Source organism: Pseudomonas putida (assembly GCF_025905425.1).
Classification (GTDB): domain Bacteria; phylum Pseudomonadota; class Gammaproteobacteria; order Pseudomonadales; family Pseudomonadaceae; genus Aquipseudomonas; species Aquipseudomonas putida_AF.
Genome location: NZ_CP109603.1, coordinates 883,693 through 899,136 on the forward strand (window position 1 = coordinate 883,693; position 15,444 = coordinate 899,136).

Below are 15,444 nucleotides of genomic sequence, written 5' to 3' on the forward strand. Positions count from 1 at the left end.
CCCGCTCCCACAGGTCACCGCAATGCTGGAAACTGCGGTGAACCTGTGGGAGCGGGCTTGCCCGCGAATGGGCCCTGTCAGGCCGCCTCAGGCTCACAACCCTTGAGCACCAGCCGAATGATGGTCTCGGCCGCCGCATCATAATCACTCTCGGCCAACTTGGCCTTGCCCGTCACCGCTGAAATCTGCCAATCGAAATCGGCATAGGTCTGGGTCGCCGCCCAGATGCTGAACATCAGGTGATGCGCGTCCACATTGGCAATCTGCCCACGCTCGATCCAGCCCTGGATGCACTCGATGTTGTGCCGCGCCTGCTCGTTGAGCTGCTCGACCTGGTTGGGCGACAAATGCGGCGCGCCGTGCATGATCTCGCTGGCGAACACCTTGGAGGCATGCGGCAGGTCGCGGGAAATGCGAATTTTCGAGCGGATGTACGCACTCAGCACTTCCTTCGGGTCACCGTCGGCATTGAACGGCGTCGAGGCCTGCATGATCGGCGCGATGATGCTCTCCAGGACCTCGCGGTAGAGGTTGTCCTTGGATTTGAAGTAGTAGTACACGTTTGGCTTGGGCAGGCCGGCCTTGGCCGCGATATCGCTGGTCTTGGTGGCGGCGAAGCCCTTGTCGGCGAATTCCTCGCTGGCTGCGCGCAGGATCAGTTCCTTGTTGCGCTCGCGAATGGTGCTCATTGTCGGGGATCTTCCTCGTGTCTGGCCGCCTCTAAGAGGGATCGCGCATGTTAGCACCGCGTCTGACGGGCGCTCAAGGCAGCGACTTTCGGCTAGACTCCGGCACATTCATTTCACGGGAAACAGGCACATGGCAGGAAGCAGTCTACTGGTACTGATCGACGACATCGCCACGCTGCTCGACGACGTCTCGCTCATGACCAAAGTCGCGGCGAAGAAGACTGCGGGTGTGCTGGGTGACGACTTGGCGCTCAACGCCCAGCAGGTGACCGGCGTGCGCGCCGAGCGTGAAATCCCGGTGGTTTGGGCGGTGGCCAAGGGCTCGTTCGTCAACAAGGCGATCCTGGTGCCGGCGGCGCTGCTGATCAGTGCGTTCATTCCGTGGGCGGTTACGCCCCTGCTGATGATCGGTGGCGCCTACCTGTGCTTCGAAGGCTTCGAGAAGCTGGCGCACAAGTTTTTGCACAGCAAGGAAGAGGACGACGCGCAACACCAGGCCCGCAAGGAAGCCGTGGCTGACGCCACTGTCGACCTGGTGGCCTTCGAGAAGGCCAAGATCAAGGGCGCGGTGCGCACCGACTTCATCTTGTCGGCCGAGATCATTGCCATCACCCTGGGGATTGTGGCGGATTCTCCTCTGCCCCAACAGATCATCGTGCTGTCGGGCATCGCCATCGTCATGACGGTTGGCGTGTATGGGCTGGTGGGCGGCATCGTTAAGCTCGATGACCTGGGCCTGTGGATGACCCAGAAGGCATCGAAGCTGTCTCAGGCGGTGGGTAACGGCATTTTGCGCGCCGCGCCTTACATGATGAAGAGCCTGTCGGTGATCGGCACTGCAGCAATGTTCTTGGTCGGCGGCGGGATTCTGGTGCATGGCATCGCGCCCCTGCATCATGCCATCGAGGCCTTCAGCGAGGGGCGCGGTGGTGGGCTGACCGTGGCCCTGCTCAACGGCCTGGCCGGTGTAGTGGCCGGGGCCGTGGTGCTGGCGGTGGTCAGCGCTTTTTCGAAGTTGTGGCGGGCGATCAGGGGCTGACGGCCACGCCGCTGTCCTCTGGTTTCCAGGCAAGCAGGCCCTGGTTGAAGCCGTAGGCGGCGCTCTGGTAATAGGCAATGGCCCGACGTATTAGCAGGTTGTCGTTGCCAACCGTGGTTTCGCGACTGTTGCCCAGGGCATCTTCATGCACGCGCATGCCACCGCGTGGGCTGAGGATAGCCAGGTTGTTGCCGTCGAACAGGCCCAGGTGCTGGTAGTTGCCAATCAGTACACGCGGTGGCAGGGCATCGTCCTTGAGCAGGTCGCGGCCGAAGAACGTCGAGGTGTAGTCGATGTTGAGCAGGCCGAGCAGGGTTGGCGCCAGGTCGATCTGGCTGGCCAGCTTGGCGTCCTCACGGGGTTCGATGAGCTTCGGTGCGTAGATCCACAGCGGGATCTGGTAGTTGCTCACCGGCAGGTCTTCGACACCTGCGCTGCCAGCAGTGTGGTCAGCGACGAAGATGAAGAGGGTGTTGTCGAACCACGGCTTGCCCTTTGCCTCGCGCAAAAATTGCGCGATGGCGTGGTCGGTGTATTTCACCGCACCTTCACGGCCTTCACCTGAGGGGATGTCGATTCGGCCTTCCGGGTAGGTGTAAGGGCGGTGGTTGGACGTGGTCATCAGCTGCAGGAAGAACGGCTGTTGCTTGGCATGGTCGGCATCGGCCAGCTTGAGGGTTTGCCGATACAGGTCTTCATCGGCCATGCCCCAGGCGTTCTTGAAGCTGATTTCGCTTTCATCGATGCTGCTTTGGTCAACGATGCGGTAACCATTACCGCTGAAGAACGCGTTCATGTTGTCGAAGTAGCCGCGCCCGCCGTAGACGAACACGGCGTCGTAACCCCTGGCCGTCAACTGCTGGCCGAGGCTGGCATAGCCGCTTTCGCGGCCGATGCGTTTGACGATCGAGCGCCCTGGGGTTGGCGGGATCGACAGGGTGATGGCTTCCAGGCCGCGGTCGGTGCGGGTGCCGGTGGCGTAGAAATTGTTGAAGTACAGGCTCTCACGGCGCAAAGCGTCGAGGTTTGGCGTGAGGTTGCGCGCGTCGCCGTTGCTGCCCATGTATTTCGCGCTGAAGCTTTCAATGGTTACCAGGATGATGTTCGGGGTGCGCTGCGGGCCATCGGCGCTGATGTGGCGGCGAATGTCCTGAGGCTCCTGGCCCTGGAAGCGGGCGTTGGGTTCGGCCAGTTCCTGATGCATGTGCGCGCCCACGTCAGTGGCGTCGAGGCTGGCATAGAACTGCGTGTAGTCCAGTTCATTGTTACGGAAGGCCGCGAAGAACTGGTACGGCCCATTGCTGGCCAGCTCGCGCTGGTAGGCGTTGCCGCCCTGGCCACGCGGAAACTGCTGGTCGATCACCAGCACGTTCAAGCCTCCCAGGGCCGCCAGCAAGGCAATACCCAACAGGCGTTGACGCAGGTTTACGCCGGGGCCTGACAGGGCCTTGGCCAGCGGTTTGCGCAGCAGCACCGCGAGTATCACCGCAAACAACGCGATAGCGCTGAGCAGCGTGGGCAATGGGTAGGATTCGCGGATGTTGTCCAGTACTTCCTTGGAGTAAACCAGGTAGTCGACGGCGATGAAGTTGAAGCGTACGCCGAATTCGTCCCAGAACAGCCATTCCGACACTGCGACGAACAGCATCACGAACAAGCTGACTACCAAGAGCCCGGCCAGCAGCCCGCGGTGGGCGCGTGTACGCCACAAGGAGGTTGGGCAAAGCGCGAGGTACAGACCCAGTGGCAGGGCTGCGTAGACGAGGAAACTCAGGTCGTAAATTGCGCCGTCTAAGAATAATGAGAAGTAATTGCCACTGACTTCGTCCAGGTGGGTGACCAGCAATACAAACCGCGTCAGCAGGAAAATGCCGAACCAGAGTGAACAAAGTAGTACCAGGTAGCGCCAAGGGGCGGCGAGGGTAGTGCGCATCAATCAGGCCTGTTTTCTTTTTTAGTTGTGCGAAGAAAGTCAGGCTAGAACAGCGGTTGCAAAAAAAATGTCAAAATTTTGCGGTGCGTTCATTGAAAGCCGGATTTATAGTCGGACCTTGTCGCTTACAAACTCGATGAGGAGGTGTGCACATGTTTGGCAATGTACTGACCTACGACGCCTATCACTTGGCGCTGTACCTGATCACGGCGATGGCCTGGGTAAGCCTGGGCTTTTGTTTCCTGCTGCGTGGGGTAGACGTGCAGGCCCTCTACAAGGGGTGTGCCATGTTTGGCGTGGCGTTGACCATCAGTGTGGTAATGCTGGTGGTGGATATCATGCGGATGCTTGAGCACCATCAGGTGGAGATGGCATTGGTGATAGTCGGCATGGTATTGCCGGTTATGGTTGTTTTGACCTTCAAGGCAAGTTCTTTGCTAAGTAAGCCTTCTCTTAAAAGAATGTAAGAAGTTTCTTACAGCTTGGCGCGTAACAGCGTCGCCTTTTGGTAACGCTGTCACGTTTCAGCGGGTTAGAAGTGCACTTTTACCAGGAAGCTTGCAGTGTTCTGATCAGTGGTGAACGCGTCGGAATCTTTGATGCCGTACTTGTTCTTCCAGTAGTCGTATTCAAAACCTACATACAACTGCTTCTCACCCAGGTGCAACGCCTTGCCCAGGTCGTATTTGACCTGCGGGTTGAAGTGCAGGTTGGCCTGATAGGTGCCGCGACGGTTCTCGTCGTTGTCCACCACCCAGTCCATGAAACCGTCGATAAGAATGTCGGACGAGCCCACCGGAATGGTGTAGGACCATACCGGGGTAATCTGCCAGACGTTGTCACCGGCGCGGCTGCCGTCGGTGGTGCGCTGGTAGAAGTTCAGCTGGAAGTAGTCGAAGCCTGGGATGTCGAGGTCGAAGCCAGGGCCGATCAGGTAGGACTCGGTATCACCCTCGCCGAACTCGTAGGTCATCGCCAGCAGCACATCCTTGACCGGGCCGAACGCCAGCTTCTGGTCGAAGATCTTGCCAAACGACAGGCGTGGGCTGATTTCACCGTAGTAGGTGTTCGGGCCGTTACCCGAGTCTTTCTTGCCCTGGTAGAAGATCTTGTCGACGAAAATGAAGTTGTCGCCGTACTTCCAACCATCGGCATGCTCGAAGGTGACGGTTTGCTGGATTTCGGGGTTGACCTTGAAGTTCTTGCCCCACAGGTAGGTGAGGCTGTTGTTCTGCCACTGCAGCAGGTCGCCGCCGAAGGTGGTGCCGCAGGCCAGCAGGCCGCCCGCGAGGATCAGGCTGTTGATGGTACGCATTGTCGCTCCCTTGATTGATCTGTTGTCAGCGCTCGGTGGTGGCGCTGTTTTTGTCTTTTGAGTCAGCTTTTTTCGATAGGCCACAGCTGTTTGGCAAGAGTTGCGCCAACTTTTCCGGGTTGGCACAACCTTCCTGCTCGACTTCGTTCTGAACGGATGAAAAGGGTCTTTCAGGCTGGCAACACGTTGGCCAACCGCCCGTATTCATTGACTGAGCGGTCAGTAAACGCAGGCAGAATCCGTTCTGCCCTGATCGAGGGGGCGCGCAGATTACTGGCTTGCGCGCCGGTCCTCAAGTGCTCCGTCCTGGAGCGTGGTGAAACAAACTTGTGCGTTTGGTCAGGTTATTAGAAGTGGACTTTGACCAGGGCGCTTGCGACGCTCTGGTTGCTGTCCACATTGCCGCGGCTGTCGATGCCGTACTTGTCCTTCCAGTAGCTGTATTCAAACCCCACGTACAACTGCTTGGCGCCCAGGTTCAGGGCTTTGCCCAGGTCGTATTTGACCTGTGGGTTGAACTGCAGGTTGGCGTGGTAGGTGCCACGGCGGGTCTGGTCGTTGTCCACTACCCAGTCCATGTAGCCATCGATGAGGATGTCGGACCTGCCCACGGGAATGGTGTACGACCAGGCCGGGGTAATCTGCCAGACATTGTCCCCAGGGCGGCTGCCCTCGGTGTTGCGCAGGTAGAAGTTCAGGGTGAAATAGTTGAAGCCGGGGACGGCCAGGTCAAAGCCTGGGCCGATCAGGTAGGCCTCGTTGTCGCCTTCGCCTCGCTCGTAGGTCATGGCGATGAGCACGTCCTTGATCGGGCCGAACTCGAACTTGTGGCCGGTCATCTTGCCAAGCGACAGGCGTGGGCTGAACTCACCGTAGTAGGTGGTCACGCCTTTGCTGCGGTCGGCCTTGCCGTTGTAGAAAATCTTGTCGACGAACATGAAGGTGTCGCCGTACTTCCATTTGTTGGCGTGCTCGAACGTGATGGTCTGCTGGATATCAGGGTTGACCTTGAAGTCCTTGCCGTACAGGTAGCTCAGGCTTTCGCCGTGCCATTGCAGCCATTCGCCTGCATGCGAGGGGAGGGTGGCCAGCAGGCTGCTGCCCAACAACAGGGACGTGGTGATGCGCTTCATGTCGTGATTCCCGGACTTATTGTTTTTGTTGGCGGTTTTTTTAGCGCGCAGGGGCGCCCCGAGCGGCCCATTCCGGCGGGCCGACGGTATAGCGGTTACTGCGGGTGTGAGTGAGGGGCGGCCATTGCGCCGCCCCGTCTGGCTCAGTGCTGGTGACAGGCGTCGTTATGCGCCGCGCGGTCGGCACCACCTAAGATGTTGAACAGCACGTTCAACACCAGGGCGCTGACCGTGGCCATGGCGATGCCACTGTGGGTGATCGGTTCCATCCACTGCGGCATCTGTGCGAAGAACTCCGGGCGCACCACTGGGATCAACCCAAAGCCGACGCTCACCGCAACCAGCAACTGGTTGCGACGGTCGCCGATGTCCGCTTCCTGAAGGATCTTGATCCCGGTGGCGGTGACCATGCCGAACATGGCAATGGACGCGCCGCCCAGTACCGCAGGCGGGATCGAGGCGATCAGGAAGGCCGCCTTGGGCAGCAGGCTGAGCAGGATCAACAGCGCGCCAGCCACGATGGTGACGAAGCGGCAGCGTACCCCGGTCATCTGCACCAGGCCGATGTTCTGCGCGAACGAGGAGTGGGTGAAGGTGTTGAAGAACCCGGCGATGAACGACGCACCGGCGTCGCACAGCAGGCCACGGCGGAGCATGCCTGGGGTGACTTCACGATCGGTTACCTTGCCCAGGGCCAGGAACATGCCCGTGGACTCGACGAAGATGATCACCACCACCAGGCACATCGACAGGATCGGTGCCAGGCTGAAGGTCGGCATGCCGAAGTGCAGTGGGGTGACCACTTGCAGCCACGGTGCGTCTTTCAGGCCCGTCAGGTCGACCATGCCGATGGAGCCGGCCAGGATGTAACCCAGGCCCATGCCCACCAGCACCGACACGTTGACCCAGAAGCCACGCATGAAGCGGTTGATGAGCAGGATCACGGCCAGTACCAGGCCTGCGACCATCAGGTAGATGGGCGAGCCGAAGGCTTCTGCCTCATGGCCGCCACCGGCCCAGTTGACTGCCACCGGGAACAGCGACAGGCCGATCGAGGTAATGACGGTACCGGTGACCAGCGGTGGGAAGAAGCGGACGACCTTGGACATGAACGGCGCGATCAGCATGCCGAAGAACCCGGCGGCGATGGTCGCTCCGAAAATCCCCTGCAAGCCGACGCCGGGCATGCCGGCCATGGCCACCATGCTGCCGACGGCCGCGAAACTGGCGCCCATCATCACTGGCATGCGAATCCCTACCGGGCCGATACCGAACGACTGGATGATGGTGGCGACGCCCGCGACCAGCAGGTCGGCGTTGATCAGGAAAGCGACTTCTTCACGGGACAATCCGGCGGCTTGGCCAATGATCAAAGGCACGGCAATCGCGCCTCCGTACATCAGCAGAACGTGTTGCAGGCCAACCAGGATCAGTTGGAACAGGGGCAGAGGCTCTCGCGGCGGCGCAACAGGGATGTACGCCATGCGTGACTCGGACATGCAGCACCTCGAGTTTTGTTTTTATTCTCGGATCCAAGCGCCAGGCTGCAGGCCTGGGCGCTCGATGCTTGCTAGTTGCGTATTGCCTTGAAGCAGAGGCCGGACATGCCGGCCTCTTCGCGGGTAAACCCGCTCCCACAGGGAGCGGAGTGTGCCCGGTGCATCAGTTGACCGGGGCGCCTTTGGCGATCCAGTCACCGACGAGCTTGCGCTCTTCGGTGGTCATCTGGGTGATGTTGCCCAGCGGCATGATCTGGCTGGCAACCGCTTGCGCCTGAATGCGCGCGGCCTGGGCCTGGATCTGCTGCGGGGTATCGAACATCACACCGGCAGGGGCGGCGCTGAACAGTGGGCTGGTCGGTTTGGACGAGTGGCACACGGTGCAGCGTTCCTGGATGACATTGTGGATCTTGTCGAAGCTGTCGCCGCCTGCCTGGGCAGTGGCTTGCGCTGGTGCCGCGGCGGGGGCTTCGGCGGCCTTGGTGGCTTCCTCGGCGCGCAGTTCGGCAGCGGTCTTGCCGCCGACGGCGGTGGCGGGCAGCGGCTGGTACTCGACTTTCGCAGCAGCTTGCTCAGGGCTGACGGCCATCGGCTTCGGGCCGGTGACGTAGGCCAGGCAGATCATCGCCAGGGCGCCGACGGGCAGGGTCCAGGCGTACTTGGCGCTGTCATGGCGGGTGTTGAAGTAGTGACGGATCAATACCGCAGCCACTGCAATGCCGGCCAGGATCAGCCAGTTGTACTGGCTGCCGTAGGTGCTCGGGAAGTGGTTGCTGATCATGATGAACAGCACCGGCAGGGTGAAGTAGTTGTTGTGACGCGAACGCAGCAGGCCCTTGGCCGGCAGGCGCGGGTCGGGGGTAGTGTTGGCTTCGATCGCGGCTACCAGCTGGCGCTGGGCAGGCATGATGATGCGGAACACGTTACCGACCATGATGGTGCCGATGATCGCGCCGGTGTGCAGATACGCGCCACGGCCGCTGAATACCAGGCTGAAGCCCCAGCAGGCAGCGATGATCAGCACGAACAGCACGCCGCCCAGCAGCATCGGGCGCTTGCCCAGCGGCGAGTCGCAGAGCAGGTCGTAGATGAACCAGCCGGCCACCAGCGAACCGATACCAATGGCCACGCCCTCGGCACCGCTCAGGGTGCTGCCAGGGGCCAGCAGGTACAGGGTCGGGTTCCAGTAGAACACCACGCACAGCAGGGCGATACCGGACATCCAGGTGAAGTAGGCTTCCCATTTGAACCAGTGCAGGTTCTCGGGCATTTTCGGGGGTGCCAGCTTGTACTTTTCAAGGTGGTAGATACCACCGCCGTGGATGGCCCAAAGGTCACCCGACAGCCCGTCACGCGGATTGCTCCGGTTCAGGTTGTTTTCCAGCCAGACGAAGTAAAACGATGCACCGATCCAGGCGACACCGGTGATCATGTGAACCCAGCGAATGCTCAGGTTCAGCCATTCGTGAAGGTGTGCTTCCACAGTATGTACCTCTGCCGATCACCTTACGATGATCGACCTTTTCTTATTGGTGGGGATTGAGGATCAGCATCTGTTCCTCGGTGAAGTAATGCTCATCGCAGTTGTTGCCAGAACCACTGCGATCAACCACCAGGAAATCATCCCGCTTTTCGATCGTCAGCACCGGGTGGTGCCAGACGCCGCGATGGTAATTGATGCCCTGCCTGCCGTTACTGCGGAAGGCGCGGACCAAACCTGATACAGGTGCATCGCCAACGGGCGCGACCACGATCAGAAAGGGGTTGCCGAGCAGCGGGATGAAAGCCTGGCTGCCCAGCGGATGGCGTTCCAGCATGCGTACGGTCAGCGGCATGTCCAGCGCGTCGGCGCGGAAGATGCTGATGATCGCCTTGTCTTCAGGCTCGGCGGTTTCGACCGTGGCGAGCTTGTGAAAGCGCATGGTCGAGCCGTTGTTGATCATGAAGTGGTCACTGCCATCGGTTTCGATCACGTCACCGAACGGGGCGAAGGCTTCTTTGGTCAGGGGCTCGATCATCAGGGTGCGCATGCGGTTATCTCTTCTAAGTTCGTTATTCTGGATAAGGCTCTAACGTTGCTGCGGCGTTTTACAGCTGCAGCAGGCGGAACAGGGCGATCAGGTTGATCTGCGCCAAGGCTTCCTTGAATTCGGCATCGCTGTCGTTGTGGATGCGTTTTTCGAAAGCGGCGAGGATCTGGTGCCGGTTGCTGCCCTTCACGGCCATGATGAAGGGGAACTGGAACTTGGCCTTGTAGGCGTCGTTGAGCTCGGTGAAACGGGCGAACTCTTCGGCGGTGCACTGGTGGATACCGGCGCCGGCCTGCTCGTTGGTGCTCGATTCGGTCAGCTCGCCCTGGATGGCGGCTTTGCCGGCCAGGTCCGGGTGAGCGTTGATCAGGGCCAGTTGGTCGGCGTGGTTGGCGCTGAGCAGGATGTCGCTCATGCGCTGGTGCAGTGCCTCGATTTCGTCCAGTTCGCTCAGGTTGCCCAGGTCATAAGCTTTTTCAGCGACCCACGGCGAGTGCTCGTAGATGTCGGCGAAGGTGGCGACGAACGCGTCACGGCCCAGGGTCGATGGCTTGAGGGTCTTGAAGGCGGTCATCAGGCGTTCTCTTTCTTGTACGGGTGGGTGGTGTGCCAGTGGCGGGCGATGTCCGCGCGACGGGCGAACCAGACCTGGTCATGGCTTTTGGCGTAGTCGACGAAACGCTTGAGCGCGGCCAGGCGCGCTGGGCGGCCGACCAGGCGGCAGTGCAGGCCGATGGAAAGCATCTTCGGTGCTTCGGCGCCTTCTTCGTACAGCACATCGAAGGCGTCTTTAAGGTACTGGAAGAACTGCTCGCCGCAGTTGAAGCCCTGTACCTGAGTGAAGCGCATGTCGTTGGTGTCCAGGGTGTAGGGGATCACCAGGTGCGGCTTGCCGGTCGGGTTGTTCGGCTCCCAGTAGGGCAGGTCGTCGTCGTAGGTGTCGCTGTCATAGAGGAAGCCACCTTCCTCCATCACCAGGCGGCGGGTGTTCGGGCCGGTGCGGCCGGTGTACCAGCCCACCGGGCGCTCGCCGGTCAGTTCGGTGAGGATGCGGATGGCTTCGAGCATGTGCTCGCGCTCTTGCGCCTCGTCCATGTTCTGGTAGTCGATCCAGCGGTAGCCGTGGCTGCAGATCTCGTGGCCGGCTTCGGCCATGGCGCGGATCACGTCGGGGTGGCGCTGGGCGGCCATGGCCACGGCGAACACGGTCAGCGGTACGCCGCTGTCCTTGAACAGCTTGAGCAGGCGCCACACGCCGGCACGGCTGCCGTACTCGTACAGCGACTCCATGCTCATGTTGCGCTGGCCCTGCAACGGCTGGGCGGCGACCATCTCGGACAGGAAGGCTTCGGACTCTTTGTCACCGTGCAGGATGTTGCGCTCGCCACCTTCTTCGTAATTGAGGACGAAAGACAGCGCAATGCGGGCGTTGCCCGGCCATTGCGGGTGAGGTGGGTTGTTGCCGTAACCGATCAGGTCGCGAGGATAGTCAGCGCTCACTGCAGTCTTCCTTCTTGTGCGTTAGTGCGGGGGTGGGCGGACCGCGTCGGTATGTCGCACCACCGGATGGGCTGATTGTATACAACTTCTGAAATCTTTTGTAAGCCTGTTTTTCCGCATTTCTTCCCTTTTGTCGCTTGAGAATCCCTTGCAATAAACCTGCCTGCTTGGTCAGCTAATGACGTCGACGTCGGCATGGTGCCTGTATTTGCGACGGATAGGGGCTTTGCCAAGGGCGCGACAGACGGGTTCAAAAAATTGTGTACAATTTAGCGATGGAATGTCTTAATAACGTCATTCCCGCACATCGCAGGCCGGTTGGCGTGATGATGGCCGTGTATTTTTTGCCCACAGATTGAACAAGAGGCGACAAGCAATGGGACGTTTGACCACACACGTACTGGATGCCGCGCATGGCTGCCCGGGCAGCTCGATCAAGGTCGAGCTGTACCGTGTCGAAGGCCAGCAGCTGGAGCTGGTGAACACCGCCCTGACCAACAGCGATGGCCGCGTCGATGCGCCGTTGTTGCAGGGTGACGATTACCGTACTGGCGTTTATCAGTTGCAGTTCAGCGCTGGCGATTACTACCGCGCTCGCGGTGTGCAACTGCCGGCCCAGGCGTTTTTGGATGTTGTCGTGCTGCGCTTTGGCATCGACGAGCAGCAAGATCACTACCACGTGCCCCTGCTGATCTCGCCGTATAGCTATTCGACCTATCGCGGAAGCTAGTTGGTCGCTAGAAGAATCTTCGTAGGTCCTTTGGCCCGCTCTCACACTGGCGGGCTTTTTTTATTGGCGAATGGCGGTTCGTTGATTTGTTGGCGCGGACAGTATCCGGCCTGTTTTGTAGTCTGAGTGAACTGCAGCACCTACCATGATCCCACCTGCAGAGTTGAAGGTGAGCCCCACCACTGCAGCCCCCACCTGTTCAATGTTACCGCGTTGCCAGGCATCTACTGCCACTTGGCCCCACTCGAAACTCGAACCGAAGAACAGCGTCGGCTCGCTCAAACTGCTTTTCTTGTTTGCGTTCAAACTGGCTGAGGCATTCTGTGATCGCTGGATATAGCTGTCCGCTTTCCAGCTAGGAATGCTGCTATCCCCGTTGCTACCCAATGCCTTGTTGATGGACGCTGTGGCTTGCCCCCATCGGGAAGACGTGTCGACCTGCTCGTGTAGCTGTTTGCGTGTAGGGGAGAACTGTTCAACCGGAATATCGCCTGTGATGAATATATTCTTCATCGTTTTAGACACGCCTTTTAAAAAAGGGCTCCTTCCTTCGGGGTCGGTGAGGTTTATTGGGTCTCCCAGGCAATAGGCATAAGCATTCACGCCACCTTCTCTAAATGGGCTGTAACTGTCAGGGCTCAAGAACCTCATCAGCATGGGGCGGAATACCCTGTGGCCTTTACCGAGAGGGTAAGACCCGGAAACCGGATCCCGGAACTCGCCATTGAAACCAATCGGGCTTTTGCCTGCCTCTGAGTGGCCATAAGGGGTGTAAGCGCATATGCGCAGAGTGATGATGTTCATTGGGTATCTTCTGGAAATGACGCCTGTGCCGTTTGTATCAAGTTCCGAAGGACTTCACAGCTAGTACAATTACCAGTCCGGTGCTGTGGGAACACCCCGGCAAGGCCGCTCTCACAGGGGCGTATTTGCAGAGAATGAGCGATGAACGAAGGGCGCCGAAGCGCCCTTTGTCGACCGAGTGGAGGTCAGAGGAACACAAACTTGGCAATGAAAATCGCGCACAGCACCCACAGGCTGGCCGAGATCTCTTTGTACTTGCCGGTACCCGCCTTCAGCGCTACATAGGTGATGAAGCCCAGCGCAATACCGTCCGCCACCGAGAAGGTCAGCGGCATCATGATGACTGTGACGATGGCCGGAATGCTGTCGGTGGCTTCGTCCCAGTGGATGTGCGCCATGCTGCCCATCATCAGCATCGCCACGTAGATCAGCGCACCGGCGGTGGCATAGGCAGGAATCATCCCCGCCAGCGGGGCGAAGAACATCGCAGCGACGAATAGCAGGCCGACCACGACTGCAGTCAGGCCCGTACGCCCACCCGCCGCAACCCCCGCAGCACTTTCCACATAGCTGGTCACTGGCGGCACACCTACCACGGCACCGAACACGCTTGAAGCACTGTCGGCCTTCAATGCCCGCGACAGGTTTTCGATGCGGCCATCCGCTGCCACCAGGTTGGCCCGCTGCGCCACGCCCATCAGCGTGCCAGCAGTGTCGAACATGTGCACGAACAGGAATGCCAGCACCACGCTGATCATGCTGACGTTGAACACGCCGGCCACATCCATGGCCATCCAGGTGGGCGCCAGGCTTGGCGGCATCGACATCACCCCGCCAAATTTCACCAGGCCCAGGCCCCAACCGGCCAGGGTGACGCCGATGATGCTGATCAGGATCGCGCCGAATACCCGTTTGTAGCTGAGGATGGCAATCGACAGGAAGCACACTGCCGCCAGCAGTGGGCCGGGTTCATGCAGCGAGCCCAGCTTGATCAGCGTGGCCGGGCTGTCGACGATGATGCCAGCAGTCTTGAGGCCGATCAGCCCGAGAAACAATCCGACGCCGGCCCCCATCGCATGGCGCAGGCTCACTGGGATGCTGTTGAGCAGCCATTCGCGCACTTTTGACAAGGTCAGGAACATGAACAGCACACCCGAGACGAACACTGCGCCCAGTGCCGTTTCCCAGTTGTAGCCCATGGTGCCGACCACGGTGTAGGTGAAGAAGGCGTTAAGCCCCATGCCCGGCGCCAGGCCCACCGGCCAGTTGGCGTACAGCCCCATCAGCAGGCAGCCCAGCGCGGCGGCGATGCAGGTGGCGACGAATGCCGCGCCGTGATCGATGCCGGCGTCGGCCATGATGTTGGGGTTGACGAAGATGATGTAGGCCATGGTGATGAAGGTGGTCACCCCGGCGATCATTTCGGTTTTGACGGTGCTGCCATGTTGCTTGAGTTTGAAAATCCGTTCCAGCCAGCTCGTTTCGAGCGGTGGGGCGAGATCCAGCGTAGGGGCTTCGGATTTGCGGCTTTCCACAGCGGGTACTCCTCAAGTCTTTCTTGTTGTTTTGGAGCCATTGTCCTGCGCATGCACTTGGCGGCTCCGCGAGGGAAGGCAGACGTCTGACCGTTTTGTTGACTTATGGGTCAGGAAGTTGCACGGTGGATTATGCTTTTGTGTACAAAGAATGCAAATAATGTTTTATATTTTGTGTGCGCAATGCGTCGTACAACGGCTATATAGGTAAAAGGCCACCTGCAGAAACGGCTCAGCCTGTGTACAATGGCGCCATACTTTGGTCCTTCATCCCTTTTTCAGGACTTGCCAGCCACCCTCTGACACGCGTTACAGTCAAGGTCCGACTGGTGGATCCACGTGCTCGAGTGCCCATGAACGAACAGCTGCAACCTCTGAAAAAACCTGTGCGCACTGGCAAGGCCGGGCGCAGCGGTACCCAGGACGACATCGTCTACGCACATATTTTCGAGGCGATCCTCGAACAGCGTCTGGCTCCGGGCACCAAGTTGAGCGAGGAAGCGCTGGGCGAGATCTTTGGCGTCAGCCGCACCATCATCCGCCGCGCCCTGTCGCGCCTGGCCCACGAAAGCGTGGTGCTGCTGCGGCCCAACCGCGGTGCGGTGGTGGCCAGCCCGACGGTAGAAGAGGCACGCCAGGTGTTCTTCTCGCGGCGCATGGTCGAACGCGCCATCACCGAACTGGCCGTGCAGCACGCCACCCTCGAGCAGCTCAACGAGCTGCGCCAGATGGTGCGCGAGGAGCGTGACAGCTTCTCCCGTGGCGATCGTGGTGCGGGCATCCGCCTTTCCGGCGAATTCCACCTCAAGCTGGCCGAAGCAGCAGGTAATGCGCCGCTGGTCAGCTTCCAGCGCAGCCTGGTGTCGCAGACTTCGCTGATCATCGCCCAGTACGAAAGCGGCAACCGCTCGCATTGTTCGTATGACGAGCACATGCAACTGATCGATGCCATCGAAGCGCGTGACGCTGAGCTTGCGGTGAGCCTGATGATGCATCACATGGATCACATCGACAGCAAGCTGAACCTGGACGAGGAAAGTGCCTCGGACGATCTGCATGCGGTGTTTTCGCATCTGTTGAAAAAGCCCAAGGTTTCGGCCAAGGGTTGATCGTTTGCTTGCATGAACAAGGGGCCGCTTCGCGCCCCATCGCAGGCAAGCCAGCGCCCACAGAATGACGCCAGCCTCAAGGGCAGTGCATACCTGTGGGCGCTGGCTTGCTTGCGATGGGGTGCGAA

The 15,444-nt window shown here is 59.9% G+C and carries 15 protein-coding genes; 4 read left to right on the plus strand and 11 right to left on the minus strand.

Annotated elements, in window-relative coordinates:
- Window positions 1–77: 77 nt before the first annotated feature.
- Window positions 78–689, minus strand: coding sequence for a TetR/AcrR family transcriptional regulator (locus tag OGV19_RS04040; protein WP_099428678.1), 612 nt, complete (start codon window positions 687–689; stop codon window positions 78–80).
- Between the two features lie 130 nt (window positions 690–819).
- Between OGV19_RS04040 and OGV19_RS04045 the strand changes: the two genes are divergently transcribed.
- The gene (locus OGV19_RS04045; RefSeq protein WP_264312238.1) at window positions 820–1,728 is read left to right on the plus strand and encodes a DUF808 domain-containing protein; all 909 of its coding nucleotides are present in this window, start codon (window positions 820–822) and stop codon (window positions 1,726–1,728) included.
- Here OGV19_RS04045 and OGV19_RS04050 read toward each other — a convergent pair.
- Entirely contained in the window at window positions 1,718–3,661 is a 1,944-nt protein-coding gene (locus OGV19_RS04050; protein ID WP_264312239.1) for an LTA synthase family protein, read from the minus strand. The two genes, OGV19_RS04045 and OGV19_RS04050, sit on opposite strands and share 11 nt — an antisense overlap.
- Before the next feature lie 152 nt (window positions 3,662–3,813).
- On the opposite strand from OGV19_RS04050, the gene OGV19_RS04055 reads away from it, so the two are divergent.
- A complete protein-coding gene (locus OGV19_RS04055; RefSeq protein WP_264312240.1) occupies window positions 3,814–4,128 on the plus strand; it encodes a hypothetical protein in 315 nt (104 codons plus the stop codon).
- A 65-nt stretch (window positions 4,129–4,193) separates the two neighbouring features.
- Here the strand turns inward: OGV19_RS04055 and OGV19_RS04060 are convergent, their stop codons facing one another.
- The 7 genes from OGV19_RS04060 to puuE all read right to left on the minus strand — a co-directional run bounded on the left by OGV19_RS04060 (window position 4,194) and on the right by puuE (window position 11,138).
- A complete protein-coding gene (locus OGV19_RS04060; protein WP_264312241.1) occupies window positions 4,194–4,976 on the minus strand; it encodes an outer membrane protein OmpK in 783 nt (260 codons plus the stop codon).
- A gap of 347 nt (window positions 4,977–5,323) precedes the next feature.
- Window positions 5,324–6,109: an outer membrane protein OmpK gene (locus OGV19_RS04065; RefSeq protein WP_264312242.1), complete on the minus strand. Its 786-nt coding sequence runs from the start codon at window positions 6,107–6,109 to the stop codon at window positions 5,324–5,326.
- Window positions 6,110–6,252: 143 nt separating this feature from the next.
- On the minus strand, window positions 6,253–7,608 hold the full coding sequence (locus tag OGV19_RS04070) for a nucleobase:cation symporter-2 family protein (RefSeq protein WP_264312243.1): 1,356 nt from the start codon (window positions 7,606–7,608) through the stop codon (window positions 6,253–6,255).
- A gap of 163 nt (window positions 7,609–7,771) precedes the next feature.
- On the minus strand, window positions 7,772–9,091 hold the full coding sequence (locus OGV19_RS04075) for a urate hydroxylase PuuD (protein ID WP_264312244.1): 1,320 nt from the start codon (window positions 9,089–9,091) through the stop codon (window positions 7,772–7,774).
- Window positions 9,092–9,134: 43 nt separating this feature from the next.
- Entirely contained in the window at window positions 9,135–9,638 is a 504-nt protein-coding gene (locus OGV19_RS04080) for an ureidoglycolate lyase (RefSeq protein ID WP_027592958.1), read from the minus strand.
- A 58-nt stretch (window positions 9,639–9,696) separates the two neighbouring features.
- Window positions 9,697–10,212: a 2-oxo-4-hydroxy-4-carboxy-5-ureidoimidazoline decarboxylase gene (uraD, locus tag OGV19_RS04085; protein ID WP_264312245.1), complete on the minus strand. Its 516-nt coding sequence runs from the start codon at window positions 10,210–10,212 to the stop codon at window positions 9,697–9,699.
- On the minus strand, window positions 10,212–11,138 hold the full coding sequence (puuE, locus tag OGV19_RS04090; RefSeq protein ID WP_264312246.1) for an allantoinase PuuE: 927 nt from the start codon (window positions 11,136–11,138) through the stop codon (window positions 10,212–10,214). The genes uraD and puuE overlap by 1 nt, the downstream gene beginning before the upstream one ends.
- A 376-nt stretch (window positions 11,139–11,514) precedes the next feature.
- Between puuE and uraH the strand changes: the two genes are divergently transcribed.
- On the plus strand, window positions 11,515–11,868 hold the full coding sequence (uraH, locus tag OGV19_RS04095) for a hydroxyisourate hydrolase (protein ID WP_264312247.1): 354 nt from the start codon (window positions 11,515–11,517) through the stop codon (window positions 11,866–11,868).
- 60 nt (window positions 11,869–11,928) lie between these two features.
- On the opposite strand, the gene OGV19_RS04100 is transcribed toward uraH, so the two are convergent.
- Together OGV19_RS04100 and OGV19_RS04105 are read right to left on the minus strand one after the other, a co-directional pair.
- The gene (locus OGV19_RS04100; RefSeq protein ID WP_264312248.1) at window positions 11,929–12,672 is read right to left on the minus strand and encodes an RHS repeat-associated core domain-containing protein; all 744 of its coding nucleotides are present in this window, start codon (window positions 12,670–12,672) and stop codon (window positions 11,929–11,931) included.
- A 185-nt stretch (window positions 12,673–12,857) separates the two neighbouring features.
- A complete protein-coding gene (locus tag OGV19_RS04105; protein WP_186704050.1) occupies window positions 12,858–14,207 on the minus strand; it encodes an NCS2 family permease in 1,350 nt (449 codons plus the stop codon).
- A gap of 353 nt (window positions 14,208–14,560) precedes the next feature.
- Here OGV19_RS04105 and OGV19_RS04110 point away from each other — a divergent pair, with 353 nt between their 5' ends.
- On the plus strand, window positions 14,561–15,316 hold the full coding sequence (locus OGV19_RS04110) for a GntR family transcriptional regulator (protein ID WP_264312249.1): 756 nt from the start codon (window positions 14,561–14,563) through the stop codon (window positions 15,314–15,316).
- Window positions 15,317–15,444 lie beyond the last annotated feature (128 nt).

Excerpts from the sequence above, each read along its gene's own strand:
- OGV19_RS04040 (WP_099428678.1), bottom strand. The coding sequence starts at position 689 with ATGAGCACCATTCGCGAGCGCAACAAGGAACTGATCCTGCGCGCAGCC.
- OGV19_RS04045 (WP_264312238.1), top strand. The coding sequence starts at position 820 with ATGGCAGGAAGCAGTCTACTGGTACTGATCGACGACATCGCCACGCTG.
- OGV19_RS04050 (WP_264312239.1), bottom strand. The coding sequence starts at position 3,661 with ATGCGCACTACCCTCGCCGCCCCTTGGCGCTACCTGGTACTACTTTGT.
- OGV19_RS04055 (WP_264312240.1), top strand. The coding sequence starts at position 3,814 with ATGTTTGGCAATGTACTGACCTACGACGCCTATCACTTGGCGCTGTAC.
- OGV19_RS04060 (WP_264312241.1), bottom strand. The coding sequence starts at position 4,976 with ATGCGTACCATCAACAGCCTGATCCTCGCGGGCGGCCTGCTGGCCTGC.
- OGV19_RS04065 (WP_264312242.1), bottom strand. The coding sequence starts at position 6,109 with ATGAAGCGCATCACCACGTCCCTGTTGTTGGGCAGCAGCCTGCTGGCC.
- OGV19_RS04070 (WP_264312243.1), bottom strand. The coding sequence starts at position 7,608 with ATGTCCGAGTCACGCATGGCGTACATCCCTGTTGCGCCGCCGCGAGAG.
- OGV19_RS04080 (WP_027592958.1), bottom strand. The coding sequence starts at position 9,638 with ATGCGCACCCTGATGATCGAGCCCCTGACCAAAGAAGCCTTCGCCCCG.
- uraD (WP_264312245.1), bottom strand. The coding sequence starts at position 10,212 with ATGACCGCCTTCAAGACCCTCAAGCCATCGACCCTGGGCCGTGACGCG.
- uraH (WP_264312247.1), top strand. The coding sequence starts at position 11,515 with ATGGGACGTTTGACCACACACGTACTGGATGCCGCGCATGGCTGCCCG.
- OGV19_RS04100 (WP_264312248.1), bottom strand. The coding sequence starts at position 12,672 with ATGAACATCATCACTCTGCGCATATGCGCTTACACCCCTTATGGCCAC.
- OGV19_RS04110 (WP_264312249.1), top strand. The coding sequence starts at position 14,561 with ATGAACGAACAGCTGCAACCTCTGAAAAAACCTGTGCGCACTGGCAAG.